Raw genomic sequence first — 26,537 nt, 5'->3', positions numbered from 1 at the left:
TCTCAGACAGTAGGACACCCCCAGTAGAACGGTGTGCCGATGCTGAGCCATCCAACAACCATGTGCTAGATACTCTAGAGGCTGATGGGGCCTATGTGAAAGCACTTTCGGAAAGTGGGACCTTACTCCCCCGTCGCCACGCGGCGCTTACGGGCAGACGCAGCGAGCTGCTCCAGTACTGACGCCGTGACATCCCATTCCATGCAGGCATCCGTGACGCTCTGGCCGTAGACGAGTTCCTGCTCGCCGGCCAACTGCTTGGCGGTGTCCAAATTCTGCGCCCCGCCAACGAGGAAGCTCTCCAGCATGACCCCAGCAATAGGCGAGGTCTCGCCTGCTTCGAGCTGAGCGCCGATTTCCAGCGCAACCTCGGCCTGGCGGTGGTGGCTCTTCCCGCTGTTGGCGTGGCTGGCATCCACGATCAGGCGCGGGTTCAGCCCCTTCGCTGCCAGCTTCGAGGATGCCGCGGCAACGTCTTCCTGGGAGTAGTTGGGACCCTTGCGTCCGCCACGCAGGATCACGTGTGTGTCCGGGTTGCCGGACGTCGCTACGAGAGCCGCGCGGCCGTCGTCGTCGATTCCCAGGAAGGCCTGCTCCGCGGCAGAGGCGCCGCAAGCGTCGATGGCCACCTGAAGATCGCCGTCGGTGCCGTTCTTGAAGCCGATGGGCATGGACAGCCCGGAGGCGAGCTGGCGGTGGATCTGGCTTTCGGTGGTGCGCGCCCCGATGGCACCCCAGGAAACGAGGTCCGCCATGTACTGCGGGCTGATCGGCTCAAGGAACTCGGTCGCGGTGGGCAGGCCGAGTGCCGTGACCTGCTTCAGGAAGCCGCGGGCGGCCCGCAGTCCGGCCGCGATGTCGTGGCTGCCGTCCAGGTGGGGATCGTTGATGAGGCCCTTCCAGCCGACGGTGGTGCGGGGCTTCTCGAAGTAGGTCCGCATGACGATCAGCAGGTCTTCCTTGTGCTTCTCCGCCTGGCTCACCAGCCGGCGGGCGTATTCAAGCCCGGCCTTGGGGTCGTGGATGGAGCACGGTCCAACGATCACCAGCAGGCGGTCATCCACGCCGTCCATGATGGCGCGGACCTGGTCGCGGCCACGGTCGACGACGGCAGCTGAGCGGGCGTCCAGCGGCAACTCAGCGATGAGGTCCTGGGGCGCCGGAAGCGGCTCGAAGCGGGCGACCCGAAGGTTGGAGGTGCTGGGCTGGGCTGCGTCCCCGGAATCAGCGGAGTGAAGCGATTCGGTGGATTCTGCGGCGATGCTGGTCATTTCTGGGTCCTGTTCCGGGTGCGGAGCGGGCCCCTTTTCAGAACCCGCCGGATATGGCGAAGGGCAGAGAATGATCTCTGCCCTGTTGGCTCTGAAGGAAAGTTGGATGCGTGTCAGTTAGACGCGGGCCCCTCCAGAGCCAACGAAAAATACGCATACCAACGGTTTGTCATAGCCACACCATAACCGCGGTTCCTCAAACCCGGCAAATTGCGTCCGTCATGATGACAACAGTTTGCGGAGGAACTGCAGCTGCCTGATCCAGTGGTGTTCCTGGCCGCCCTCGTGGTTATTGAAGCGGTAGACCTCAATGTCCTTCTCCGGCGCAATGCCCTTTTCGGGAGAGCCACTTCCGTAGCTGTTGTAGCTGGCGAACACTGTGGACGGCGGGCAGATATCGTCCATCTGGGCTGCGGAGAACAGAGCAGGAACGGTGGCGGCGCGGCCCAGGTGGACGCCATCGAAGTAGTTCAGGACGGCCAGCATGGGCTCGTATTTGTCCCGGTGCCGACCCAGGAAGCCTGCAATCTCCGGGTACGGGCCGCGCGGGGTGATGTCGATCGCGCGGGGGAAGTCCTGCAGGAACGGGACGTCGGGCAGCGCGGCGATGACGCCGTCGAGCCTTCCGGCGGTCAGTCCGGCAGCAGCAACAGTGATGCCGCCGCCCTGGCTCACGCCGGCCAGCACCACTGTGGAAGGGTCGACGGCGGGATGGCTCTGTGCCGCTTCTACCGCACGAAAGGCGTCCACGTAGACCCGGCGGAAGTAGTAGTTGTCCTGGTGGTCGGCGCCCCGCGTCATGAGTCCCGCATAGTTCACCCCACCCGCGGATGGGTGCGGATCCGGGGTGTCGCCGGAAACGCCGCCATAGCCCTGGCCACGGGTGTCCATGATGAAGTGCGCATACCCGGCCTGCGCCCAACGGGTGTTCTGGTTGACCAGGCCGCGGCCGCCGGAATAGCCGATGTATTCCACCACCACAGGAAGCTGCTGCCCGGCTTCGAGGTGCGACGGCACATGCAGCCAGCCTTTGATGCGATCTTCCCCGTAACCGGAGAAGGTGACATCGAAGGTGTCAATCACGCTCAGGTAGTTATCCACCGGTTCGAAGACAGCGTCCAGCGGCAAGGCCCGGGCCTCGCTGATGGTGCGGTCCCAGAAGGCGTCGAGGTCTGCCGGTGGAACTGCGCTTGAGGTGTAGTCGCGAAGCTGCTCAAGGGGGAGGTCAAAGAGGGGCATGAGGACATCCTACGTCATGGTTTCGTGTGCCCCGTCACAGGGCTCAACAGGTCACAGATGGCTGATGTGGAGGTTGCGGTACGCGGCTTTCAGCGGGGCCATTTGGCGGATTCCGAAGTAGCCGCCACCAAGGGGTCCGGGGCTTGGGTCTGTCCAGTCGAACAAGGGCAGGTTGTTGATGGCGAAGGCCACTTTTGGGCCGTCCTTAATGACTTCCATCTGATAAAAACCGTTGGCATCTTCCGTGGGAGGCAGCGGGTCAGCTCCCTGCGCCACAAGCTCGAACCCCGCACTCTTGCGAAGATTGCAGGTGCGGAAAGCCCGCTCCGAGGCATATTTGTGCCGGAAGTAGGAGATGTGGAGGGCGTCCATGTCCCCCGAATGGTACTGCGGGTAGAAACCGGTGCGGGGAGCCAGGGATGCCGAGAACAGATCCTCGCCGCCATGGCCACGTGCAGCGAAAAACACCATGGCAAGTCCGGGTTCCTCGAGCGGCAGGAACTCCCAGGTAATCCGCACATGATCCGGGATTTCTTCCGGGCACCACAGAGTCCAGTGGGCGTGGTCGCCGTGCTCTTCCGCGTCCTTCGCGCCCGACAGGACCAGCGCGACGGTGTCATCGTCCGCGAACCCGGGCCCGCCGTCGTACGTTCCGAATTGGACCGGCCCTTCGGCCACCCAACCAGCCACATCCGAAGGACCCCGCAAGGCGTTGGAGTAGATCAATCGCGCACTCCCGCGCTGACCGTAGCCACCAGCCCGTAACCGAGGGATTCCAATTGCTCCGCCACAAACGCAGCGATCCGCCGGGCGCCCTTCTCGTGGAAATGGGTGTTGTCCTCCAGGCCACCGGCCCAGTGTGCGTGCTCGCCCGGGGCGAAATGGAAGAACAGCTCCTTGGACCCCTCCTCCCCCAGCTCCATATACAGCGCTCGGGTCCATTGGTTGAGGTCGATGACGTCCAGGCCGAGTTCGGCCCCGAGTTCGCGCACGACGGCGGGATACTCGCCGAGCGTGGTGTCCAGTTGACCGTGACTGAAGTGCCGGCGCTCAACCGAGGTACACAGGACGGGGATGCCGCCTTTGGCGCGAACCTCGGCGACCATCCGCCGGAGGTTGTCCGTGTAGCCAGTGCGCGCCGCGAGGTGCTCACGTTTCTGGTCGTTATGCCCAAACTGGATGACGACCAGGTCCCCCTGAACCGTCTGGTTGATGAGCTGGTACCAAAGACCCTCCTCGCGGAACGACTCCGTGGTGGCGCCGCCTTTGGCAAAGTTGTGGACGGCACCCCACCAGTAGGTCTCGGGCGCGAGATGGGCGCCCCAGCCGCTCATCGGGTATTCGTAGCTGGGGCAGACGGCAACAGTCGAGTCGCCCGCAAGGAGGATTTTCATGGTTGTCCTTTCATCGGGAAGCGGCGCCTAGCCCTTCACGGAACCGATCAGCATGCCCTTGGCAAAGTGCTTCTGCAGGAAGGGGTAGAAGATCAGGATGGGCAGCGTGGCCACCACGATCACGGCGAATTTGATGCCTTGCTCCGGCGGGATATAGGAGGGGTCCACGTTGCCGGTACCCAAGAGGTCCGAGGCAGCGGTGACTTGGCGCAGGTACATCTGCAGGGTCCACATGTTGTTATCGCTGAGGTAGAGCAGGGGTGACATGAAGTCGTTCCAGATCCCCACCGCGTAGAACAGCGCAAAAGTGGCCAGCACCGGCTTGGAGAGCGGCAGCAGGATCCGCCAGAGGATCCCGATTTCCGTGGCACCGTCCATCTTGGCCGACTCCTCCAACTCGGCCGGGAGCTCCTGGAAGAAGTTCTTGATGATGATCAGGCTGAACGGGTTGATGGCAGCCGGCAGGATCAAAGCCCAGTAGGAGTTCAGCAGGCCCAGGTCCTTGACCAGCAGGAACGTGGGAATCATGCCGCCGGAGAACACCATGGCGAAGACCACCAAGGACATGATCAGCTTGCGGCCACGCAGGTTCTTCTTCGCCAACGGGTAGGCCATGGTGACTGTCAGGATGAGCTGGATCAGGGTGCCCACCAGCGTGACCAGCACCGTGGTGATCAGGGCTCGGGTGAAGGCCGGCGTGGAGAAGATGTACTCGTAGGCTCCCAGCGTGAATTGCTCGGGCCAGACGAAGAACGCACGCCGGGTGATTTCCGCTTCGTTGGCGAAGGACCCTGCCACCACATAGACGAACGGCAGCAGGGTGATGATGCCAACCAGTGTGAGGAAGACGTAGTTGGCGGCGTCGAATATCCGTCCGCCACGGGTGTTGTGAATCTTCATTTAGAACAGTCCGCTCTGGTTGAACCGCTTGGACAGCCAGTTGGTGCCAAAGATCAGCACGATGCCCACCAAGGACTTGAAGAGTCCGACGGCGGTGCTGTAGCTGTAGGCGCCTTGGGTGATGCCCACGAAGTACACGTAGGTATCGAAGACGTCGGCCACGCTGCGGTTGAGGGCGTTGGTCATGAGGTAGATCTGCTCGAAGCCGGTGTTGAGCATCTGCCCGATGGCCAGGATGAGCATCACGATGATGGTGGACCGGATGCCTGGCAAGGTGATGTGCCAGACGCGGCGGAACCTGCCGGCGCCGTCGATAATCGCTGCCTCGTACTGGTCCTGGTCAACTGTGGCCAGCGCGGCGAGGAAGATGATGGTGCCCCAGCCGGTGTTCTTCCAGATTTCCTGCAACACGATCAGCGGCCGGAACCAGTTGGGATCGGACAGGATGTCCACATTGGTCCCAAAGAGCCCGTTGACGAACTGGAACAGCGGACCGATGTCCAGCGCAAACAGCAGGAAGCTCAACGAGGCCACGATGGTCCAGGACAGGAAGTGCGGGATGTACACCAGCGTCTGGACAGTGCGCTTGAGCACGGAAAGCCGGACTTCGTTGAGCAGCAGCGCCAACACGATGGTCAGCGGGAACGCTATCCCCAGGTTCAGGAACGCCAGGATGAGGGTGTTTCCCAAAAGCCGGGGAAAGTCGGGGTTGGCGAAGAAGTCCTGGAAGTGCTGGACACCCACCCACGGACTGCCGTTGACCCCCAGGAACGGAACGTAGTCCTTGAAGGCGATGGACACGCCGTACATGGGCCCGTACCGGAAGATCGCGAAGTACAGGACCCCGGGCAACAACAGCAGATACAGCCACTTGTAGTGCGCGAAGTGGACGGCGAAGCCGCGCCGCCGCGCCGGGGCGGGCGGCTTGGTTGCCGCCCGCCCCGGGGCTTTGGCTTCTACAACCGGGGCTGTCACTTCTTGTTTTCCTGCCAGAGCTTGTTAATTTCTTCCTTGACCTTGTCACCGCCGCTGGTGTTCCACAGCTTGATGGCGTCCTTCAGGCCCTGCTCGTCGGTTTGCCCTGCTAGGTACTTGATGCGGGCATCAGCAACGATGTTGTCCAGCTGCGCGCCCTTGGCAACGTAAGTGGGCGATACAAACGCGGCTGCCGGGTTGTACACGGCGCTCTTGAGGTCCTCGGCCATGACGGCGACCCGGTCGTCGAAGACCTTCTGCTCGTACTCCGAGGCCTGCTTGACGGGGTAGAAGTTATTGCCGGTGACGTTGGTGCCCAGCTGCGCGAAGCTCTTGATATCGGTGTTGACCACCTTGCCCTCAGGTGTCTCCGGTTTGATGGTGGCGGCGAGGCCCTCCTCCAGCGTGAAGTTCACGCCCTCAATGCCGTTGTTCATGAGCACGGCAACTTCCTTGCTGTTCAGTTTGTCCAGGAAGCTGAGCACGTTCTTCAGGTCAGCTTCGGTCTTGACGCTGGACTTGGGGATGGCCAGGAAGCCGGAGTATCCGTCCGTGGGGTGGGCGTGCAGTTCGCCGTCGGGTCCCTTGAGGCTGCCCACGAAGCCCACTTTGTTCTCGAAGTCGTTGGGGTTGGCCTGCTTGAACAGGTTGATCAGCACGCTGACGCGGGAGTCGACGTCTACGATGATGCCGCCCTTGCCGTTGAAGAATGGTTCGTTCCACTTGGTGCCGTCGAACGTGGCGAAATCGGGGTTGATGAGTTTCTCGTCCACCATCTTCTTGATGAATCGGTTGGCTTCGAGGAACTCGTCGGTTTCGAAGCTGGGGACCAGCTTGCCGTCGCGCTCGGTCCAGCGGTTGCCGGCTCCGTACCAGGTCTCGATCAGGTCATACGGGCTGTTGGTTCCGAGTGCGCCCCACTTGGGGATGGTGATGCCGTAGGTATCGTTCTGGCCGTTGCCGTCCGGATCCTGTTCAGTGAATGCCTTGGCCACTTTGTAGAGGTCTTCGGTGGTTTCGGGCGCCTTCAGGCCCAGCTTGTCCAGCCAATCCTGGCGGAACATGACCGCTGCACGGATCGGGTTTCGGCCACGGTAAACACCGTAAACCTTGCCGTTGACGCTGGCGTTCTGCTGGACCTCCGGGAAAGTGGTCTTCAGGTTCGGGTAGTCATTGAGCTTGTCCGTGAGGTCCCAGAAGGCGCCCGCTTCGGCGTTCTTCACGAAGCCCGGCGTTTTGCCCTGGACCACCAGGACGTGCGGGATCTCCGATGAGGCAAGGGTGATGTTCATCTTGTCCTCGTACGACGCGTTGGGCGTCCACGTGATGTTGACGTCCTTGCCCGTCAGCTCTTCGAGCTTCTTCTGCACGGCGCCGTCGGCTGTTGGCGGCTGCGCCTCCAGGAACGGCGCCATGATCTTGACGGATGAAAGGTCCGACGCCGGCGCTTCGCCACCACAGGCGGTCAGCGCCAGGGCAGCGGAAACGACGACGGCGGCAGCCAGCGTGTGTTTTCTACGGATCATTTTCTTACCTGCTCCACTTCATCGGGGTTGGTGTCTTTCGACTCTTGGTTTGACGGCACTCCGGGAACCTTTTAAGGCTCCACATGTGCTGGCCACTTGCGTCTTGATACGTTTCATTACTGCCCGCGCCAGAGGCTTTGGGGACAAGCTCTGAGTGCCCCTGAACATCAAGGGAGCGATGGAGAACGGACCGCCCATTCGATGACGGGCGGGCACGGTTGAGTTCAGGCAAGGCTGACCTCCTTGGTTGTCGCGGCGGGAACATTGGCGTCAGGCTCACTGACGACGACCTCCACACCGGCCATTGCCTCATCATTCGCGGTGAAGAAGCGGTCACACAGCCAGCCTGTGACATAAAGCCAGGCCCCGACGCCAAAAAACGGAATCAGCCCCGGAACCGACCGGCACACAAACAGGGCCGCCGCCGTGACGAACAGGAGGATCACAGTTCCCGCCAGATGCCGCATCGCAAAGCGTGAGGACATCAGGAAGTACTGCGGCAGGGAGAGCTCGTAGCGGGCAAACATCGGAAAGAGGTAGCAGGCCACTCCCGAGGCGAACAGTGCGGCCAAAAGCACACCTGCGGAGGCGATTTGGGATCCAAAGTCCCAGCCCGCGGAGAAGTAGCCCCAGTTGAGCGTCAGCGCCACTCCCACTGCCAGCAACGGCAGCCCCAACGCATTGCCCTTGGCAAAATTCCTGAGGTACTCCTTCGCGAAACGCCGTATCAGGGGCGTCGCACTTCCGCGCACCTTCTCCCGTACCAGGACATGGGCCGCAGCCGTGCTGGGCCCAACGCCCAGGACAACGCCGCCGAGAACCGTGAAGACCATCCAGAGCACATTCAGACAAGCAATCCACACCAGCGTGTCGAAGAGCGTGTATGCCCGGAAGCCGAATCCGCCAGACGCCATGGCACTCCCCTTTCTCCATCGTTGCAGAACAGGCCCAAACAGCTCGGACCAGTGATTGTTTTGAAGCCTCAGAACAACCACCATTGCCAGCCGGCCGGGGTCAGCCCGAGTGGGCCATGTCACTAAGGAAACGCTTTCCCGAAAACTTAGACGTTGGATGAGGGTGGAGTCAAGGCGTTTCTTGAATCGTTACATTCGGGCCGGACCCGCGCTACACTGGGCGAAGCCGGAACTGGGAAAGCGCTTGCTGGGTATAGCCTGAACCCGCCGGAAGACTTTAGTGAATACCTGACGACGGCGTCACCCGCCTTCGTTGCAGCGCCAACAGAGGAGATCCATGGACACCCCTTCCATCGAGTCCATTACCAACCCATCCCCCCGCCACATGGCGCCTGCAAACAGGGACTCATCGGCATCCAGGACCGCACCTGCCAGGATCGCCCTGGTCGGAGTCCATGGGTTCGGAACGCACCACCTCCGCAACCTCGAGCGCCTCAGCGCACAGGGCGTGGTAGAACTCGTCGCCGTGGCGGACCCTCATCCGCCGGCCCCTGGAGCCTTGCCCGAAACTACGGCTGTCCACGCAAACCTGGATGCCTTGTTGGCCGGCGACCACCGCCCGGACGTCATCATCGTGGCAACTCCCATCCAGACCCACGCCCCTCTGGCCCTTTCCGTGCTTGCTTCCAAGGCCGATCTCTACTTGGAGAAGCCTCCTGTTGCCTCCATGGCCGACTTCCTTCGGCTCCAGGAAGCAGCGGAAGCAGCCGGGCGCAGCGTCCAGATTGGTTTCCAAAGCCTCGGTTCCCTTGCACTCCCGGCACTGGAGAAGCTGGCCGGCGGTGCGGCTACAGGGGAGCTTCCCGGCATCGGCAGGCTCAAAGGCATCTCTGCCACGGGCCGATGGGTCCGCGACCGCGCCTACTACCAGCGTTCGCGGTGGGCGGGCAAGCGCAGCCTCGACGGCGTGGACGTAGTTGACGGCGTTGCAACCAACCCGCTGGCACACGCCATAGCTACTGCACTGCGCATCGCGGGAGCCCGCAAAGCAGAAGACCTTGCCTTCGTGGACACGGACCTTTACCGGGCGAACGACATCGAAGCGGACGACACCTCGGTGATCCGGATGCGTACCGTCAACGGGCTGCCCATCACGTGCGCCCTCACGCTCTGCGCCACTGAGCCGGTGGAACCGTACGTCACCCTTCATGGCACGGAAGGGACTGCGGTGTTCCATTACACGGAGGACAAAGTCACAGTTCGCGTGGAAGCCGGTGAAATCACCCATGTTTTCGGACGGGACGACCTCACCGAGAACCTGCTCCAGCACTTGTCCGGGGGCACGCCGCTGCTGAGCCCGCTCGATCACAGCGGTGCGTTCATGCGCGTCCTCGAGGCCATACGCACGGCTGCGGCACCTGCCCTCATCCCTGCCAAATACGTGGACTGGGTGGGCGCGGGCGATCAAGCGCACGCAGTGATCCCCAACATCGAGGACATCCTGGAACGTGCCACGCTCGCCCACGCCTCCTTCTCGGAACTCGGCCTCCCCTGGGCACGGCCAGCCACGGCAGGCGCCGAAGCTCTCTTTTCCCCTGAAGATGCGGAAGCCAACGCTCCAACAACGGTCATCCGCAGCGGAGACGGCCTCGAAACGGAGCTCGCACCGCGTCCGTACCTGCATCCGGTGTCCACGCGGGACGGGATTGTGGTGACAGACCATCTGGCGGCCGACCACGTTTGGCACCTCGGCGCCGGATTCGCGGTGCAGGACGTCAACGGGAGCAACTTCTGGGGCGGCCGCAGTTATCGACGCACCGCTGGAAAGTACATGGACCTGACGGATCACGGCAGGATTGAGATCGCTGAAATCACCCACGATCAGGACTGTACTGTCCTGGATCTCCGCTGGCTCGCGTCTGATGGCAGCCTCGTCCTGCAAGAGCGACGTACCTATCGCCGTGCGCTCATTGACCAGCACACGTGGCGCCTGGACATCCAGACCCGGCTCACCGCCGTCGTGGACGCCACGCTGGGGAGTCCGGGGTCGCATGGTGCCGCCGGCAGCGGCTACGGCGGATTCTTCTGGCGACTGCCTGTCAACGCCTCGCCGCGAGTCTTCTCCTCCACAGCCGAGGGCGAACCGTCCGTACATGGCTCCGTTTCGCCGTGGCTGGCTTGGACGGGAGAGTTCGACGGCGGCCCGGCCACCCTGGTGTTCGGCTCACCGTCCGAGTCTCCCGACCCATGGTTCGTGCGGTGCCAGGGGTACCCCGCTGTTGGTTCTGCACTGGCCTGGGACACGGCGGTGGAGCTGGCTGCGGATACAACCCTCACCCGCAGCAACACTGTGTGGATCAGTGACGGAACGCTGGGTATGCAGGAGATCGAGCGGCTGGTGGCTGGTCGATGAGTGCTGCGGCGGCGCCCCTCACCGCTAAGAACCTCGCCGCTAAGAACCTCACCGTCGACGGCATCACGGAATGCTTGATTGCATCGGCGGCACCACACTTCGGCTGGCTGCTGGATGCAGACCCATCAGCGGGCGCCGGTCAATCGTTCCAGGGCGCCTATCGCATCAGGGTGTTTGCCCGGGCTGGTACTGAGGTGTGGGACTCGGGCACTGTTGTCACGGAGCAGCAGCACCACCTTCCCTACACAGGCCCTGCGCTGAAGCAGGACAGTGACTACCAGTGGACTGTGCAGCTGACTGATGCCGACGGAAACACCGGCGAACCCAGCCCACCTGCATACTTCAGCACAGGCTTGCCGGAAGCGGGCGGCTGGAACGCTGAGTGGATTCACCGGAAACAGGGTGGACGTGCGCCGATGGAACTGGTGGATGGCTTCCTGCGGGTGAGCGGTTCGCCGTACCTTCCGTGGCCGGCCTCATCCAGCGGCAGCACCGTCATCACGGCCCGTTTCCGCCTCCGCCTTGGTACCGCCGGGATTCTCCTGCGCAGTGACGGGCCCGGGACTGGCCTGCTCGTGGAGATCAAGCCGAACCGGTCCGTCCTCCTGCGTCCTGCCCCCTGCTGGGCAATCGGCGCCATGTCGGCGCCGCCAACTGAACCACTCGCCGAGACTCCGGCTTTTGAAGCAACAGCCCCTTCGCGAGCCGGAGCCGTTCCCGAGGACGGCTGGCAGGACCTGGTCATCACGGACGACGGCGAGCACATCACGGTCAGCATCGACGACGTCATCGCCCTGGACGCCGTGGTCCCCGTGGTCCCCGTGGTCCCCGTGGTCTCCGGCAACACCGCGACGGGCATCGCGTTCCATCAAGGACCCCGCAGCCAGGCGGAGTACTCGTCAGTCGGCGTCCGGAGTGGTGGCAGTGCCCTCCTCACCAGTGACTTCACCGTCCCGGATGCGCTCAGCGGCTGGACCACCACCACTCCCTTCCGCCAGCCCGACGAGTGGACCCTCGTAAAAGCCACCTTCAAACTCACGGGCACCGTGGTCCGTGCCCGGCTCCATGCTGCGGCAAGCCACCACGCGAGCTTCACCGTCAACGGAAGCCCGTGCCTGGAAACCAGCAACTTTGGCTACCCGGGCGAGCACTTCTACAACGCCGCCGACGTCACAGACGCACTGCAGTCGAGCAACACCGCCAGCCTCACCGCCGTCGCCCATTGGTACGGGCCCGGACAAGGCCGCGCCGCCGGCCGCCCGGGCCTGCTGGCCCAGCTGACGGTGGAGTACGACGACGGAACCCGGGACGTGTTCGGATCCGGACCAGGGTGGATGGTGGCCGAAGGACCCTACCGCCAGAGTGGATACCGCAATGACGAGGGCGACCCCATCGAGCATTTCGATGCGACGGCCTGGCCGGAACCACACCAGTGGAGCCCCGCACTCTCACTCGGAACCCACCCCGTCCCCGACTTCCCCTTCCTGCGGCCCAACGATGCGGGCGTGGCACGTAACTACGCGTCCGCTGTCGAAATTTTCACTGCGGATGACGGAACTCCGGTGGCGGACTTCGGCGCAGTGATTCCCGGCCGGCCGGTGGTGGAGTTCCTCCGTGGCGAGCATGGGCGGACGGTGATGCTCCGGGCGGGGTACAACCTCCGGGCGGACGGCCGCGTTGATAGTGGAAAGACACCCAGCCAGAACACGGACATGTCCTTCCCCTACACCCAGGTAGACGGTCCGCAACGCTACGAGGCGGCAGTGCACCTGGGCTTCCGCTACCTCGAAATGCCTGGCGTGGAGCTCGCAGACCTCGGCGCTGTCGGCGCAACGGTGATCCATGCCGAGCACCCGGAGGAAGGCAGCTTCCACAGCTCCGACCACACGTTGAACCGGGTCTTCACGCTTCTGCGGGACTCGGCCCTGCTGGGCGTCCAGGAGCAGTTCGTGGACACACCAACCCGCGAGAAGGGCCAGTTCCTGGGCGATGCCGTGAACATCTCTTATGCCACCATGGCGTTGTTCTGCGAGCGTCAATTCACCGCCAAGGCGTTGCGCGAGTTCGCAGGATCGGCCCGACGATACTGGGATTCTCCTCACGAGCGCGGGCGATACAACGCCGTCTATCCCAATGGCGACGGCAAGCGCGACATTCCGGATTTCTCGCTCATGATGCCCGAGTGGGTTGAGGATTACTACCGGCTCAGCGGTGATGGCCCGTTGGTGGACGAGCTTCTCCCCCACCTCCAGGACACGGCCGAGTACGTGCTCCGACACATCCCCGGCGACGGCCCCACTGCCGGATTGGTCACTGACCTGGGCGGCGGCGCGGGTCCATATCTCCACGGCATCGTGGACTGGCCGGCTCCCGGCCGCTTCGGCTACGACATGGACTGCGCGGCGCGCACCACGGTGAACGCCCAGGGATGGTCGGTGCTCGACGCCGTCAGCCGGCTTTGCGGGGTTGCAGGCCTTCAGCGGGACGCAACCAGGTACGGCCAGGCGGCGGCTTCGCTTGCGGAGCGGATCAACTCCCGGCTGCGTGTGGACGGTGTCATGGTGGACGGTCTCTACGCCGATGGAAGGCCCAGCCTGAATGCGTCCCAGCATGCGACGTCTTTCCCGCTGTCATTGGGCATTACTCCCTCAGAGGACGCGGCGAAGGACGCCGAGCGAATCGCCGGGATGGGGATGCGCCAAGGTCCCATGACGGTGCATCGGCTGTTCCGGGCGCTGCTCTCCCAGAAACGGGTGGACGACGTCCTTGCCCTGCTCACGGATTCGGGCCAACCCGGGTGGGCTCGCCAGCTTGAGGCCGGGGCGTCCTTCACGTGGGAAGCCTGGGAGCTTGATGAGGGCACGGACTACAGCCAGTCCCACGCGTGGTCCGCCTCCGTGGTCCGGGAGATCATGGAGCACCTCCTCGGTGTCCGGGTGACCGCGCCGGGTGGGTCCGCCGTCGTGATTGAACCCCCGGCGTGCCGGCTGGAACATGCCCAAGGCAGCGTGCCCACCCAGCGCGGAGTGGTTGCCGTATCCTGGCGCCGGACGCCTGACGGGATGGAGCTCGGATGCACGATTCCTGCAGGGGTCACAGCCCAGCTGGTCCTCCCAACGGGCAGGCACCAGGTCGGGCCAGGATCGTGGCATTTCCCGCCGCGAGCTGACACTTAATACCAATGTTTGTACCCGGGATTGGCATCAAGTGTCAGCTCGCGGGTAACTAACCCAGCGCGCTCTTGGCTTCGTCCATGGCCTTCTTGGCAGCTTCTGCGGGTGACATCCGGTTGAAGTGCACTTCCAGGCCGTAACGGCCAAAGGCCTCGACGGCGGAGCTGGAACCCGCCGGCGGCACGGGCACTGCGTCTCCCAGTTCGGAGGAGATTTCATCGATGAACTTGGCAGTGGCGGCGTCCTCCGGCGTCAGCTTGGGAAGGACAGCGGCACGGACCTCCGAGTTGCCCGGAATACCCCGGTCTGCCAAGGCAATTTCGCCGGCCGCCACATTGTTGGCGAGGAAGTCGATGAACTTCTGCACCTCGGCAGGGTGCTTGGTCCGGGAACTCGCGGACCAGAATTGGGAGGACTTGTAGAACTGCTTGGCGCTGGCGGCATTGCCGTCCGTGCTCGGTGGGCGGTGGATCTCCAACGGCTGGCCCGAGGCTTTGGTGAGGGCACTGAGCTGATTGGACCAGTACCAGGCGAGTCCAAACCTGTTGGTTGCCAGACCTTGCTGGTCCACGGAGGCCGTGGCGTCCTCCGTCATCACCGAAGCGGGCGGCACTGCCTTGGAATCGCGGAGTTCTGCTTGGTATTCGTACCAGTCCGTCAAGTCACCCTCGTCGAAGCCGAACTTGCCGTCGGAGGTGAAGAGGGACTTGCCATGCTGGCGGAACCAGAGGTTCATGGGGGCGTCACCGCTGACGGCACCCGAACCGTAAACCCCGTCCTTGCTGCCCTCCGTGATGGAGGCAGCCGTTGCGTTGTATTCGTCCCACGTCCAGGTCTTGTCATCGGGCAAAGTGACGCCGCTGGCTGCGAGCAGCGATGGGTTGGCCAAAACAACCTGGGCGTTCACCCCGGCCGTGACGGCGTACTGCTTGCCTTCAACCTTGCCGGCATCAGCCACGGCTTGATCGAACTTGGCGAGGTCTACGTCCTTCAGTTCCAGCAGTGCACCACGTTCCGCGTATTCGCCCAGATAGGCGGCATCCATCTGGATGATGTCCGGTGCATCCTGTGAAGCTACCTGGGTGGCCAGCTTGTCCCAATAGCCGGACCAGTCGCCGTACTCACCCTTGACCTTGATGTTGGGATTTTCGGCTTCGAATGCCTCGATCAGCTTCTGTGTCATCTTGTGGCGGACATCCGAACCCCACCAGCTGAAGCGAAGGGTGACGGTTCCATCGGAGGCGGCTTGCTGGGAGCCGCCGCCACAACCGGTCAACGCGATGGCGACGGCGGCCGCAGCCGCTGCTACTTTCGCGGTTAATTTTCTGCGTGCTCGAGGAGACATCAAACGTCCTTATCTGAGTCGTGCGCTACGGGGAGAAAACGCTTTCTCAGCCTAAGTGTGCGCTACATCACTCGTCAAGGGAGTTTTTGTTTGTTTGAGCTATCACTTTTAACAAAAGCGCTCAGCTTGCTGTGCGGGTGCGCCGGGCTGAATACCTCCACAGCAGGAGCCCAATCACCACTGCAGACACCATGCCCAACCCTCCTGTGACCACCAGCCCGGTTCGTACGCCGAAGTCCTCCGTCAGCCAGCCGGCAAGCAGCCCACCCAAAGCGTGACCACCCAAAAGCAGCGGAAAGTAGAGGGCCAGGACCCGGCCGCGTACGCTTGCACCCGCTTCAAGCTGCACTGCGGTGGCTGCACTGGTGAGGAACACCAGCGTCATGAAGCCAACAACAATAAGCATCACCACGAACCACTCCTGCGTGGGCATCAGGGCAGCGAGCAACTGCGTCAGCCCGAACAGTCCAGCACTGGCAACGATCCCCTTACGGCCAAACCGCTTGATCCGTGTAGCCACCAGCGCACCAGCCAGGGCGCCCAACGCGCTGACCGTATTGAAGAGACCGAACCCGGCAGGACCGCTATGCCACACACCGTCCGCAAAAGCGGCGAGGACTACGGGGCCGTTCATTCCGAAGGCACCCAGCAAGCCCGCCAGGAGCATGGTCAACAGCAGGGGTGGACGTGCGCGAACGAAACGGAATCCGGCGAGTACCTGGCCCTTGCGGGCTGTTGGCCCGGGTGTCGCCGGAGAATGGTGGAGCTCGCCGGGCCTGATGGACGCGATCATCACAAGGACCGCCACACCAATCAAGGCATTGGCAGCGAACGCCGCTGCCGGACCCGCTTGGGCAATCACCACGCCGGCCAGGGCAGGTCCGGCCATTGCACCCAGTTGGCCAATGGCGCTGTTCAGGCCAATTGCTGCGGGCAAACCGGCGTCGCCCACCACTTCGTTAACGAAAACCTGGCGTGCCGGTCCATCAATGGCACTGGTGATCCCCAACGCGATGCAGGAAGCGTAAACCACCCAGACATCGCTGCCACCCATCGCATTCCAGACAGCCAGGCCGGCGGCCAGCAACGCGGCGACGGACTGGCAGACCAGGAGGATGCGGCGTTTGGGGAAAAGATCCACCAGTACACCGCTGATGGGACCCACCACCAACATCGGCAGGAATTGGAGCGCGACGGCAAGGCCCACTGCGGCCGGGCTTCCTGTCAACTGGAGAACCAACCAGTCCTGGGCCAACCGCTGCATCCACACCCCTCCGCTCCCCACCAGCGACAAGGTGACGAAGACCCGGTAGTTGTGGTGCCGCAGCGGATAGTGCCAGGTTTCGACGGAGCGCACACGTGGTGCGGTGGATTTGGGGCGCAGTGGGAACGGGCGCGGCGACACGGGGCGGTCTGCTCGATTCAGCGGGTTGGGGGCGGATTCTTATGGAGTTTTTGTACAGCTAATGCCCTTAAGGAGGCTCCTAAAGGGCATTAGCTGTACAAAAACTCAGCGATGGGAGCGGATTTTGATGGCCGCGGCGGCCAGGATCAGCGTCCCCGGGACGATGACGAACAACGCCTGCAACATCCAGACGAAGACAACGGTCATGAATACAGCCGCGAGCAGGAGCAGCGAACCACTCCAGTCGCGCAGCGAATCAGCCTTGGCGCTGGCGTAGGCGGCAGCCCACCTCTGGGGTCCTGGAGCATCCGCGGGCTGCTGGCTGGCGTCGCCCTCCCAGTTCACCCCGCCGCTCCAGTTGGCGGCGATCCGCAGGAAGAGCACCGCCCCAGCCGCGGCGAGAATCAGGGTGGCGGGAAGGATTGCTGCCCGGCCCGGCAGCTGCCCCACCAGTGCGAGCAACAGGTTCAGGACAATCACGACGGCGGCTGCCGCCGTCGTGATTCCCATCTTCCAACTGCCGGGCAGCGCGCGACGGAAATTTCCCCACAAGCTGCGGAGGGAATCGTCCCTGCCGCTGAGGTGCCTTTCCAGGTGCGCGACGCCGGCCGCATAGGCAGCCGGCGCCGTCACCAAGGGGACGGACAAGAGGAGCACGATGACCCCCGCCAGGATGGTCTCGGCGAAAAGGGCAAAGCGGTTGACCGGGATCCCGGGCTTCCCCGATGACGTGCCAGTGGCATTCATAGTGCTCATTCTTCAGTATTCTCTTCCGTGTCCGTCAGCCCTTGAGGCCTTGTGTCGAAACGCCTTCGACGATGTAGCGCTGGAAGACGAGGAAGAAGACCAGGACCGGGAGGAGTGCCAGGACGGACATGGCGATCATGGCTCCGTAGTCCGAGGACTGGGTTTGGTCCACAAAGAGCCGCAGCGCCAGCGGGAGCGGGTATTTCTCAGGGGTGTTGAGGTAGAGCAGCGGGCCCAGGAAGTCGTTCCAGCTCCAGATGAAGGAGAAGATCGAGGTGGAGATCAGGGCCGGTTTCATCAGCGGGAGCATGATGGACCCGAAGATCCGGATGTGTCCGGCGCCGTCGATGCGTGCTGCTTCGTCCAGCTCAGCAGGGAGGCCCCGCATGAACTGGACCATGAGGAACACGAAGAACGCGTCTGCGGCAAGGAACTTGCCGATCAGCAAGGGCACGTAGGTATCCACGAGGCCGAGCTGTTGGAACACGATGTACTGCGGGATGATCACCACGTGGAAGGGCAGCAGGAGCGTGGCGATCATCATGCCGAAGAACAGTCCGCGGCCGGGGAAGTTGATCCGGGCGAACGCGTAGGCCGAGATGGACGCTGAGAGGACAGTGCCCACCACGGCGCCGACGGCCAGGATCAACGAGTTGGTGAAGAACGTCAGCGTGGAGACGCCGCCGATCCCTTCCATGGCGGTTGCGAAGTTGTCGAAGCTGAAGTTGTTTGACCACAACGCGTTGTTCGCGCCGCCGATCTCGGAGTTCGGCTTGAAGGATGAGGTGATCATCCACAGGGCCGGGTAGAGGACCATCGCCACCAGGGCCAGGGCCACGATGTGGAAGATGGTGCTCTTGATCCGTTTGGCCGTGAGGGATTCGGACTTCGGGTTGTAGACCGGCGCCGGGGCGGCGGGCTTTGTTGGTTGGGGCTGGGTGGGGGTTGCCATGGTTGTCACTTTGCATCACCGCTGTAGTGGACCCAGGACTTGGAGGTCTTGAAGAAGATCAGCGTGATGATGCCGACCACGATCACCAGGAGCCAGGCCATCGCCGAGGCGTAGCCCATCCGGAAGTCGGAGAAACCGCGCAAGTACAGGTAGAGGGTGTAGAAGAGGGTGGACCCGGCCGGGCCGCCTTCACCGTTGGAGATGATGTAGGCCGAGGCGAAGATCTGGAACGCGTGGATGGTTTCCATCAGAAGGTTGAAGAAGATCACCGGGGAAAGCATCGGCCACGTGATATTCATGAACTTCCGCACGGGGCCGGCGCCGTCCATCGAGGCAGCCTCGTAAAGGTCCGCCGGGATTTGCTTGAGGCCGGCCAGGAAGATGACCATCGGAGCGCCGAACTGCCAGACGGTCAGGAGGATCATCATGCCCATGGTCATGTTGGGGTTGCCCACCCAGCCGCCGAGGTTGATCCCGAAGAAGGACAGGCCCTGATCCACGGGGCCGGAATCGCCGAACATGGCCTTCCACACAATGGCGATGGACACCGACGCGCCGATCAGGGACGGGGCGTAGAACGCGGACCGGTAGAAGCCCTGACCCTTGCGTTTGCTGTTGAGCAGCATCGCGATCGCCAACGCCGCCGCGAGCTTGAGCGGAGTACCGAAGACCACATACTGCATGGTCACCCCTACCGACTGCAGGAACCGTTCATCCTGGAAGAGGGTGGTGTAGTTATCGAAGCCAATCCATTTGGGGGCATCGAAAAGGTTGTAGTTGGTGAAGGAGAGGTACAGCGAGGAAATCATCGGGCCCACGGTCAGGGCGATGAATCCCAGCAGCCAGGGCAACAGGAACGTGTAGCCGGCGCGGGTGTCCGCCCCACGCCGCCGCGATTTACGCGGCGGCGTGGGAGCGGAAGCGGCACGCCTGCTCAGGGTTGGGCTTTGAGTCACAGGATCAGTCCGTCAGTTGTGAAGCGCGGATCAGACACAGAAGGTCTGCTCAGGCGTTCTGCTTGATAAGGTCTTCGGCTTCCTTGAACCACGCATCAACAGCGCCGTCCACGGTCAACTTGCCGTAGTTCAGGTCCTGGGTGACCCGCTTGAACGTGGACTCCAGCGTGCCGAAACCAACAATGGGCGGTTCCGGGGCGTCCTTGAGGTACTTCTCGATGGACTTCTCGTAGTCGACCACGAGCTTGTCCGTGCCTTCGAAGGTGGTGCCGTCGCGCTGGGTCTTCGACGCCGGGACACCGCGGGAGGTCTTGAAGATCTGGCCGACCTCAGGATCGTTGACCATGAAATCGATGAAGCGGGCAGCCGCATCCTTGTATTTGGTCTTGGCACTGGCCACCATCAGCATGGACGGCTTGAGGAACAGGCCAAGGTTGTCCGGGTCATCCGACGGAACCGGAACGAGTTTGAGCTCCTTCGCGCCGGAGTCTGCAAGGTAACCGGCCATGAAGTTGTCCCACGTAACTTCAGTAGCGGTCACGTTGGAGCCGAACGGGGACTTGGGCAGCAATTGGGTGGCCTTGTCTTCGCCCACAATCGCTTCGGTGCCGCGTAAGTCCGCGGTAAGGTTCCACCATTTCTTCAGATCGTCTTTGGAGAAGCCAAGCTTGCCTTCATCGGTGAAGGCCTGGATGTTGTTCTGCCGCAGCCAGATATTGAAGTTCCACCAAATGCCCGTGTAGTCGGTGCCACCGAACAACGTGCCGTTGCCCTTGGCTCCAACCTCGGCCAGGAAGGTGTTGAACTCTTTGTAGGTCCACTGGCCGTCCGGCTCTGCAATACCCAGGGAAGCGAGTTTGGCGGGGTCGTAATAGACAGCAAAAGCATTGGTGCTGGTGGGGATGCCGTAGGTCTTGCCCCTGATCTGGCCCGAGGGAAGGAGGGACTTCTCGAAAGCGTCCGTGTTGATCTTCACCGTGCCCAGATCCAGGAGCTGGTTCCGCTGGCCGTAATCACGCAGGTAGGACAAATCCCACTGCATGACGTCCGGCAAGCCGCCGCCGGCAGCTTCGGTGGCCCGCTTCTGCCAGTAGCCCGCGAAGTCGGAGAAGTTGCCATTGACCTTGACGTCCGGGTTCTTGGACTCAAACAGGGCAATGGCCTTGCGGGTACGTTCGGCCCGGTCGTCATTGCCCCACCAGGTGTAGGTAATGGTGACGGGGTTATCTGCGGAACCGGTCTGCCCGCTGGACGAGGACTGGCCGCACGCGGAGAGGAACGCGGCAGATGCAGTGCCGAGAGCCACCGTGGTGAGGAATTTCCTTCTATCGATCATGAGAGCCTCCTTGCTCAGTTGGTGCAAGCTTCCGAGTTCTCTACAACGTGGCAGTGATCTCGCTTACACTCGTTCTGAATCGATACAATATCCCTAATTAAGAATCTGGGCAAGCGTTTTCCAGAGAACGCGTTTTCCCGGATACGCTGCAGTCATGCCTTCCAGCACCACCAGCAACAGCACGGCCAACCTGACGAAGGAGTCCCCTTGACCTCCCCCGAAACATCCCACCGCCCATCGGTCTGGAACCGTCTCGACGGCATCGCTTACGGCGGTGACTACAACCCGGAGCAGTGGCCGGAAGATGTCCGCCGTGAAGACATCGAGCTCATGAAGGAAGCCGGGGTCAACTTCCTCAGCGTCGGCATTTTCTCCTGGGGCCTCTTGGAACCCACGGAAGGAAACTACGATTTCGGCTGGTTGGACGATGTCATGGACAACCTCCATGGCGCCGGAATCAAAGTGGCACTTGCAACGGCCACCGCTTCTCCCCCGGCCTGGCTGGCCCGCAAGCACCCCGACATCCTGCCCATCACCGCGGAAGGAATCACGCTTGAGCGTGGATCGCGACGCCACTACACGCCGTCGTCAGCTGTTTACCGCCGATACGCAACCGCCATGACGCGCGTCATCGCCGAACGCTACAAGAACCACCCGGCCTTGGCTCTCTGGCATGTGGACAACGAACTCGGCTGCCACGTTGGCGAGTTCCACGGCAAAGAGGACGCCGCCGCGTTCCGGGCCTGGCTGCAACGCCGCTACGGCTCAATCGACGCCCTCAATGAGGCGTGGGGAACGGCATTCTGGTCGCAGCACTACGCTTCCTTCGACGAAATCATTCCGCCGGGCGCCGCTCCCACCACACTCAACCCGGGTCAGCAACTGGACTTCGCACGGTTCAATTCCTGGGCGTTCATCGACTATTACCGCGAGCTGCTTGCTGTCATCCGCGAGGTCACGCCGGACGTCCCGGCAACCACCAACTTCATGGTCTCCAGCGCCACCAAGGCCTTGGACTACTTTGACTGGTCCAAGGACATGGACGTGGTGGCCAACGATCACTATCTGGTGGCGGCGGACCCGGAGCGCGAAATCGAGCTGGCTTTCAGTGCCGATCTCACCCGCGGCGTTGCGGGCGGGAAGCCGTGGATCCTGATGGAACACTCCACATCTGCCGTCAACTGGCAGCCGCATAACCAGCCCAAGATGCCGGGCGAAATGCTCCGCAACTCGCTCACGCATGTGGCCCGCGGCGCTGACGCCGTGATGTTCTTCCAGTGGCGGCAAAGCAAGGCCGGCTCGGAGAAGTTCCACTCGGCCATGGTTCCGCACGGCGGCCGCAACACGCAGGTGTGGCGGAACGTCGTGGACCTCGGCGGGGCGTTGTCCAGGCTGGAACCCGTCAAGGGCTCCCGGGTGGAATCGCGCGTTGCGATCGTCTTTGACTACGAGGCCTGGTGGGCTTCGGAACTGGACTCGCACCCGCACAATTCGCTGAAATACCTCGACACCATGCGCGCCTTCCACCGCGCCCTGTACCTTCGAGGAATCACGGCAGACTTCGTCCATCCATCAGCCGGCCTTTCCGGATACGACCTCATTCTGGTCTGCACCCTCTACGCCGTGACCGACGCTGCGGCTGCCTCGATCGCGGCTGCCGCAGAGGGTGGCGCAACGGTCCTCATCAGCTACTTCAGCGGCATCGTTGACGAGCGGGACCACGTCCGGCTCGGCGGCTACCCGGGCGCTTTCCGCGGGCTGCTGGGAATCAACAGTGAGGAATTCCACCCGCTCTTTCCTGGTACGTCGGTCACCTTGAGCGACGGAACAGTGGGTTATGTGTGGAGCGAGCATGTGCACGCGAGCGAGTCCACCGAGGTTCTGGCAACTTTCACCGAAGACCCACTCGGCGATGTGCCGGCACTCACGAGGCGCACCGTCGGAACGGGTTCGGCCTGGTACTTGGCCACACTTCCCGACGCCGATGGCATTGAAGCACTCACCGCCCGGCTCGTGGAGGAAGCAGGGGTGACGGCCGCAACCGAAGCTTCTGCCGGCGTCGAACTCACGCGTCGGCGCGCCGACGACGGGCGGACCTTCCTATTCGCCGTCAACCACAGCCGGGACGACGCAACAGTGAAGGCCGACGGCGCCGAGCTGCTCAGCGGATTGCGCTTCACTGGCGTTGTACCCGCCGGAGCCGTGGCCGTCATCGCGGAAGACTGACCCAGGCGCCGGCACACGTAGGCCGGCGAACGCAAAAACCGCGCCCCGGGCGGATCCTTTCGGACCAACCCGGGGCGCGGTTGTTTGCTGAGGAACAGCTAGCTGATGGCGGACTTCATTTCGTCCACGGCCTTCTTGCCGGCTTCCTCCGTGGAGAGCCTGTCGAACAGGACCTCCGAGGTGTAGCGCTTCACGATTTCCTGGATGGCGCCTGCACCTTTCGGGGGTGCGGCTGGAGCTTCACCAAGTTCTCCCTTGATCTGGTCGATGAAGTCCACCACCTTGACGTCAGCCTTGGCAAGCTTGGGCGCGATGGCCTCGCGGACCTCCGAGTTCGGGTAAACGCCGCGGTCTGCCAGGAGTGCTTCGCCGGCCTTGACGTTGTTGGTCAGGAAGTTGATGAACTTGGCCGTCTCTTCAGGGTGCTTGGTACGCGACGATGCAGACCAGAACTGGGAAGCCTTGTACCAGAGCTTCGCGTCAGCTGCTTTGCCCGTCTTGGAGGGGAAACGCAGGATCTGCAGTTCGCCTCCGGCTGCCTTTTCAAGGGCAGGAAGCTGGTTGGACCACCAGAAGGCCAGTCCGTTCTTGCCGGTTGCCAGGCCGCTCTGGTCGAGCGGTGCCGCCTCGGCTTCAACAACTTCCGATGCCGACGGGACTGCCTTCTTCTCGCTCAGTTCCTTCAGGAAGCTCCACCACTCGGCGATGTCCGAGGGCTCGAAGCCGAGCTTGCCGTCATCGGTGTAGAGGGACTTGCCGTTCTGGCGGAGCCACACTCCCAGGGATGCTTCGTCCGTGCCGTAGGCAGCAGCACCGTAGGTTCCCTTGGGCGACTTGGCGGTAACCTCGGCGGAGATCCGCTCGAAGTCTTCCCATGTCCAGGTCTTGTCGTCAGGGAGGGCAACCCCGGCGGCCTGGAACACGGCCGGGTTGGCCAGGATGGTGGCGGCGTTGATGCCTGCAGCGATGCCGGTCAGGCCCTTCTCGCCCTTGCCGGCATCCAAGGCGGCCTGGTCCAGCTTGGACGTGTCGATGTCGTACTTCGAGAGGTCAAGCAGCGCGCCGCGGGTGGAGTACTCAGTGATGTACTTTTCGTCCATCTGGATAATGTCCGGAGCATCGTTGGCAGCAACCTGGGTGGCAAGCTTGTCCCAGTAGCCGCTCCAGTCGCCATATTCGGGCTTGATCTTGATGTTGGGGTTCTCGGCTTCGAACGCCGCGATGGCCGCTTGCGTTACCTGTGCGCGCTTGTCGCCACCCCACCAGGCGAAGCGGAGCTCCACCTTGCCGTCGGCGCTCTTGGCTTCGGAACCGCCGCCACCGCAGGCAGTGAGTGCCAGGACGGCGGCAGCTGTGGCCGCAACGAGGGCGGAGGCGCGAAGCTTGCGCCTGGTGCGCCTGGCCTTGACCTGCGCGGCACCTGTTGTTGATGTTGCTACGGGGGCGACTGCTTCACCCTGTGGATTTACGGGCACTGATGTCTCCGATCTTCATTGATCCTGATGCGAATGAGAAAGCGTTTTCCGACGTGAAATTATGCTACAAGTCACATTCTTGTATTACAAGATGCTGACTTGTATTAGTTGTTGGGATTTCCGACGGCGGCACCCACCGGCTGGACGGCGCTCACCGAAAGGAGGTGGCAGGAGCCACCTCCTTTCGGCAGGAAGGGCCGGCCTACTTGATGCCGGTGGTGGCGATGCCCTTGATGAGGAATCGCTGGCCGAACAGGAAGACCAGGAAGACCGGGAGCAAGGACACGATGGACATTGCGAAGAGTGATCCCCAGCTGGTGGCGGACTGCGAGTCAACGAAAGCCCGCAGGGCTACCGGGACGGTGAACATGTCCGGGTCCGTCAGGTAGATGAGGGCGCCGAAGAAGTCGTTCCAGGTCCAGATGAACGTGAAGATGGTGGTGGTGGCCAAGGCAGGGACCATCAGGGGAAGGATCACGCGAAGGAAGATCCTGGGGTGGCCGGCGCCGTCGATGCGGGCAGCCTCGTCAAGGTCCTTCGGGATACCGCGGATGAACTGGACCATGAGGAACACGAAGAACGCGTCCGTGGCCAGGAGCTTGGGCACGATGAGCGGCCAGAAGGTGTTCACCCAGCCGATCTGCGAGAACAGGATGTACTGGGGCACGATCACCACGTGGAACGGGAGCATGATGGTCAAGAGCATGATGCCGAAGAACAGCTTCTTGCCGCTGAACTGCAAGCGGGCGAAAGCATAGGCGGCCATGGAGCAGGAGACCAGGTTGCCCACGATCGAGCCCAGGACCACAATCGCGGAGTTGATCATGTAGTGCCCGAACGGGTGGGTCAGCGCGGACCAGCCATCGGTGTAGTTGCTCATTTCCAGGTTCTCCAGCCAGAGGCCGGGTTCGCGGAAGATGAGGTCATTGGGGCGCAGGGACGAAACCACCATCCACAGCAGCGGGTAGATCATTACGCCGCCAACAAGGATCAGGATGGCGTGCTTGATCAGGCCTTTGATGCGGGCGCTGCGGCTGAAGGCCAGACTGCCCGGGGATTCACGTCGTCGCGGGCTCTTGCCGGTCTTGCGGGTCTCGGAGGAGGCGGCCGGGAGGGTCTGGAGTTTAGTCATCGTAGAACACCCAATACTTTGAAGCGATGAAGTTGATGGCAGTGAAGACACCGATGATGACCAGCAGGAACCAGGCCATCGCCGAGGCATAACCCATATCGAACTGGCCGAAGCCCTTTTGGTACAGGTACAGCGTGAAGAACATGGTGGAGTCGGATGGTCCACCATTGCCACCGGAGACGATGAACGCCTGGGTGAAGGACTGGAACGAGCCGATGATCTGCAGCACCAGGTTGAAGAAGATGATGGGGCTCAGCATCGGAAGCGTGATCCGCCAGAACTGCTGCAGCGTGGTCGCACCATCCACCTTGGCGGCCTCGTAGTACATCACCGGGATCTGGCGGAGGCCGGCCAGGAAGATGATCATGGGACTTCCGAAGGTCCAGACATGCAGCAGGATGATGGAGCCAAGGGCGGTGTTGGGGTCCGAGATCCAACCCGGCCCTTCGATGCCCACCATCGCCAGGACCTGGTTTACCAGGCCGGTGGTGCCGAAGATCTGCTTCCACAGGATGGCAACAGCAACAGAGCCGCCCAGCAGGGAGGGCAAGTAGAAGATGGAGCGGTAGAACGGAAGGCCGCGCAGACCCTTGTCCAGCACCAGGGCAATCACCAGGGCTACAGCCAACTGGAGCGGAACACCCACCAGGACGTAGGTGAAGGTGACGCGCAGCGAGTTGTGGAGGCGGGCGTCGCCGAACATGCGGACGAAGTTGTCCAGGCCCACCCATTCCGGGGGCTGCAGGAGGTTGTAGTCCGTGAAGGACAGGTACAAGGACATCAGCATGGGGCCCACGGTGATGACAGCCAGGCCCAGCAGCCAGGGAAGAAGGAAGACGTAGGCGGCTTTGTTGTCGCGGCCGTTGGCCTTCTTCTCTTCCTTGGTCATGGGGCCCTTGCGACGGGTGATCGTGGAGAGTTCGCCGATAGCGCTCATCGCTTCCCCCTCGCCGGAGCGCGAACGCCTTGCGGCGTCCCCGTGTGTGTAACAGCGGCCATGTGGTCTCCTTTGGTCATCGTGGCCATCCACGGAGTTCGAGTCTGGTTGGTGCTTGCCGTGCGGGGGCGCCACCATTCTTCTGGCGTTTCCCCGCGAATGGCCAGGATTCGGGTCCAGGCTTTCAGCGGCTCCGTACCAAAGTAAACGTTTTCTTGACC

General features: G+C 62.6%; 20 protein-coding genes. 3 read left to right on the top strand and 17 right to left on the bottom strand.

Annotated features, from left to right (window positions below; genetic code table 11):
- Nucleotides 1-122 precede the first annotated feature (122 nt).
- From N7568_RS06765 to N7568_RS06730, 8 genes are all read right to left on the bottom strand, one after another.
- Nucleotides 123-1,271: a 3-deoxy-7-phosphoheptulonate synthase gene (locus tag N7568_RS06765; protein ID WP_261609128.1), complete on the bottom strand. Its 1,149-nt coding sequence runs from the start codon at nucleotides 1,269-1,271 to the stop codon at nucleotides 123-125.
- A gap of 219 nt (nucleotides 1,272-1,490) precedes the next feature.
- Nucleotides 1,491-2,510 (bottom strand): acetylxylan esterase, encoded by a 1,020-nt coding sequence (locus N7568_RS06760; protein ID WP_261609127.1) that lies wholly within the window; start codon nucleotides 2,508-2,510, stop codon nucleotides 1,491-1,493.
- A gap of 51 nt (nucleotides 2,511-2,561) precedes the next feature.
- Nucleotides 2,562-3,236, bottom strand: a complete 675-nt coding sequence (locus tag N7568_RS06755) for a YesU family protein (protein WP_261609126.1) — start codon at nucleotides 3,234-3,236, stop codon at nucleotides 2,562-2,564.
- Complete coding sequence (locus tag N7568_RS06750) at nucleotides 3,233-3,904, bottom strand: rhamnogalacturonan acetylesterase (protein WP_261609125.1); 672 nt, start codon at nucleotides 3,902-3,904, stop codon at nucleotides 3,233-3,235. The genes N7568_RS06755 and N7568_RS06750 overlap by 4 nt, the downstream gene beginning before the upstream one ends.
- A 27-nt stretch (nucleotides 3,905-3,931) precedes the next feature.
- Nucleotides 3,932-4,804, bottom strand: coding sequence for a carbohydrate ABC transporter permease (locus N7568_RS06745; protein ID WP_261609124.1), 873 nt, complete (start codon nucleotides 4,802-4,804; stop codon nucleotides 3,932-3,934).
- Nucleotides 4,805-5,779: an ABC transporter permease gene (locus N7568_RS06740; RefSeq protein WP_261609123.1), complete on the bottom strand. Its 975-nt coding sequence runs from the start codon at nucleotides 5,777-5,779 to the stop codon at nucleotides 4,805-4,807.
- Complete coding sequence (locus tag N7568_RS06735; RefSeq protein WP_261609122.1) at nucleotides 5,776-7,305, bottom strand: extracellular solute-binding protein; 1,530 nt, start codon at nucleotides 7,303-7,305, stop codon at nucleotides 5,776-5,778. The genes N7568_RS06740 and N7568_RS06735 overlap by 4 nt, the downstream gene beginning before the upstream one ends.
- Nucleotides 7,306-7,529: 224 nt before the next feature.
- Nucleotides 7,530-8,219, bottom strand: a complete 690-nt coding sequence (locus N7568_RS06730) for a YesL family protein (protein ID WP_261609121.1) — start codon at nucleotides 8,217-8,219, stop codon at nucleotides 7,530-7,532.
- Nucleotides 8,220-8,556: 337 nt separating this feature from the next.
- Between N7568_RS06730 and N7568_RS06725 the strand changes: the two genes are divergently transcribed.
- Nucleotides 8,557-10,632: a DUF6807 family protein gene (locus tag N7568_RS06725; protein WP_261609120.1), complete on the top strand. Its 2,076-nt coding sequence runs from the start codon at nucleotides 8,557-8,559 to the stop codon at nucleotides 10,630-10,632.
- Nucleotides 10,629-13,808: a glycoside hydrolase family 78 protein gene (locus tag N7568_RS06720; protein WP_261609119.1), complete on the top strand. Its 3,180-nt coding sequence runs from the start codon at nucleotides 10,629-10,631 to the stop codon at nucleotides 13,806-13,808. The genes N7568_RS06725 and N7568_RS06720 overlap by 4 nt, the downstream gene beginning before the upstream one ends.
- Nucleotides 13,809-13,857: 49 nt before the next feature.
- Here N7568_RS06720 and N7568_RS06715 read toward each other — a convergent pair whose 3' ends face one another.
- The 6 genes from N7568_RS06715 to N7568_RS06690 form a co-directional block, all read right to left on the bottom strand.
- Nucleotides 13,858-15,150, bottom strand: coding sequence for an ABC transporter substrate-binding protein (locus tag N7568_RS06715; protein WP_261609118.1), 1,293 nt, complete (start codon nucleotides 15,148-15,150; stop codon nucleotides 13,858-13,860).
- Nucleotides 15,151-15,271: 121 nt separating this feature from the next.
- Nucleotides 15,272-16,555 (bottom strand): MFS transporter, encoded by a 1,284-nt coding sequence (locus N7568_RS06710; protein ID WP_261609117.1) that lies wholly within the window; start codon nucleotides 16,553-16,555, stop codon nucleotides 15,272-15,274.
- 105 nt (nucleotides 16,556-16,660) lie between these two features.
- Complete coding sequence (locus N7568_RS06705) at nucleotides 16,661-17,311, bottom strand: Poxvirus protein I5 (protein WP_439898965.1); 651 nt, start codon at nucleotides 17,309-17,311, stop codon at nucleotides 16,661-16,663.
- 25 nt (nucleotides 17,312-17,336) lie between these two features.
- Nucleotides 17,337-18,263, bottom strand: a complete 927-nt coding sequence (locus N7568_RS06700; protein WP_261609116.1) for a carbohydrate ABC transporter permease — start codon at nucleotides 18,261-18,263, stop codon at nucleotides 17,337-17,339.
- The gene (locus N7568_RS06695; RefSeq protein WP_261609115.1) at nucleotides 18,260-19,210 is read right to left on the bottom strand and encodes a carbohydrate ABC transporter permease; all 951 of its coding nucleotides are present in this window, start codon (nucleotides 19,208-19,210) and stop codon (nucleotides 18,260-18,262) included. Before N7568_RS06695 ends, N7568_RS06700 begins: the two co-directional genes overlap by 4 nt.
- A 49-nt stretch (nucleotides 19,211-19,259) precedes the next feature.
- On the bottom strand, nucleotides 19,260-20,546 hold the full coding sequence (locus N7568_RS06690) for an ABC transporter substrate-binding protein (protein ID WP_261609114.1): 1,287 nt from the start codon (nucleotides 20,544-20,546) through the stop codon (nucleotides 19,260-19,262).
- 207 nt (nucleotides 20,547-20,753) lie between these two features.
- Here N7568_RS06690 and N7568_RS06685 point away from each other — a divergent pair, with 207 nt between their 5' ends.
- Nucleotides 20,754-22,772 (top strand): beta-galactosidase, encoded by a 2,019-nt coding sequence (locus N7568_RS06685; protein WP_261609113.1) that lies wholly within the window; start codon nucleotides 20,754-20,756, stop codon nucleotides 22,770-22,772.
- Between the two features lie 98 nt (nucleotides 22,773-22,870).
- On the opposite strand, the gene N7568_RS06680 is transcribed toward N7568_RS06685, so the two are convergent.
- The 3 genes from N7568_RS06680 to N7568_RS06670 form a co-directional block, all read right to left on the bottom strand.
- A complete protein-coding gene (locus tag N7568_RS06680) occupies nucleotides 22,871-24,247 on the bottom strand; it encodes an ABC transporter substrate-binding protein (RefSeq protein ID WP_261609112.1) in 1,377 nt (458 codons plus the stop codon).
- Nucleotides 24,248-24,449: 202 nt separating this feature from the next.
- Nucleotides 24,450-25,379, bottom strand: a complete 930-nt coding sequence (locus N7568_RS06675; protein ID WP_261609111.1) for a carbohydrate ABC transporter permease — start codon at nucleotides 25,377-25,379, stop codon at nucleotides 24,450-24,452.
- Nucleotides 25,372-26,316 (bottom strand): carbohydrate ABC transporter permease, encoded by a 945-nt coding sequence (locus N7568_RS06670; RefSeq protein WP_261609110.1) that lies wholly within the window; start codon nucleotides 26,314-26,316, stop codon nucleotides 25,372-25,374. Before N7568_RS06670 ends, N7568_RS06675 begins: the two co-directional genes overlap by 8 nt.
- Nucleotides 26,317-26,537: the final 221 nt, after the last annotated feature.

The organism is Paenarthrobacter aurescens (genome assembly GCF_025421775.1).
Classification (GTDB): domain Bacteria; phylum Actinomycetota; class Actinomycetes; order Actinomycetales; family Micrococcaceae; genus Arthrobacter; species Arthrobacter aurescens_B.
The sequence above is the reverse complement of the archived record's forward strand: the minus strand, read 5'-3'. Positions and strand labels throughout refer to the sequence as shown.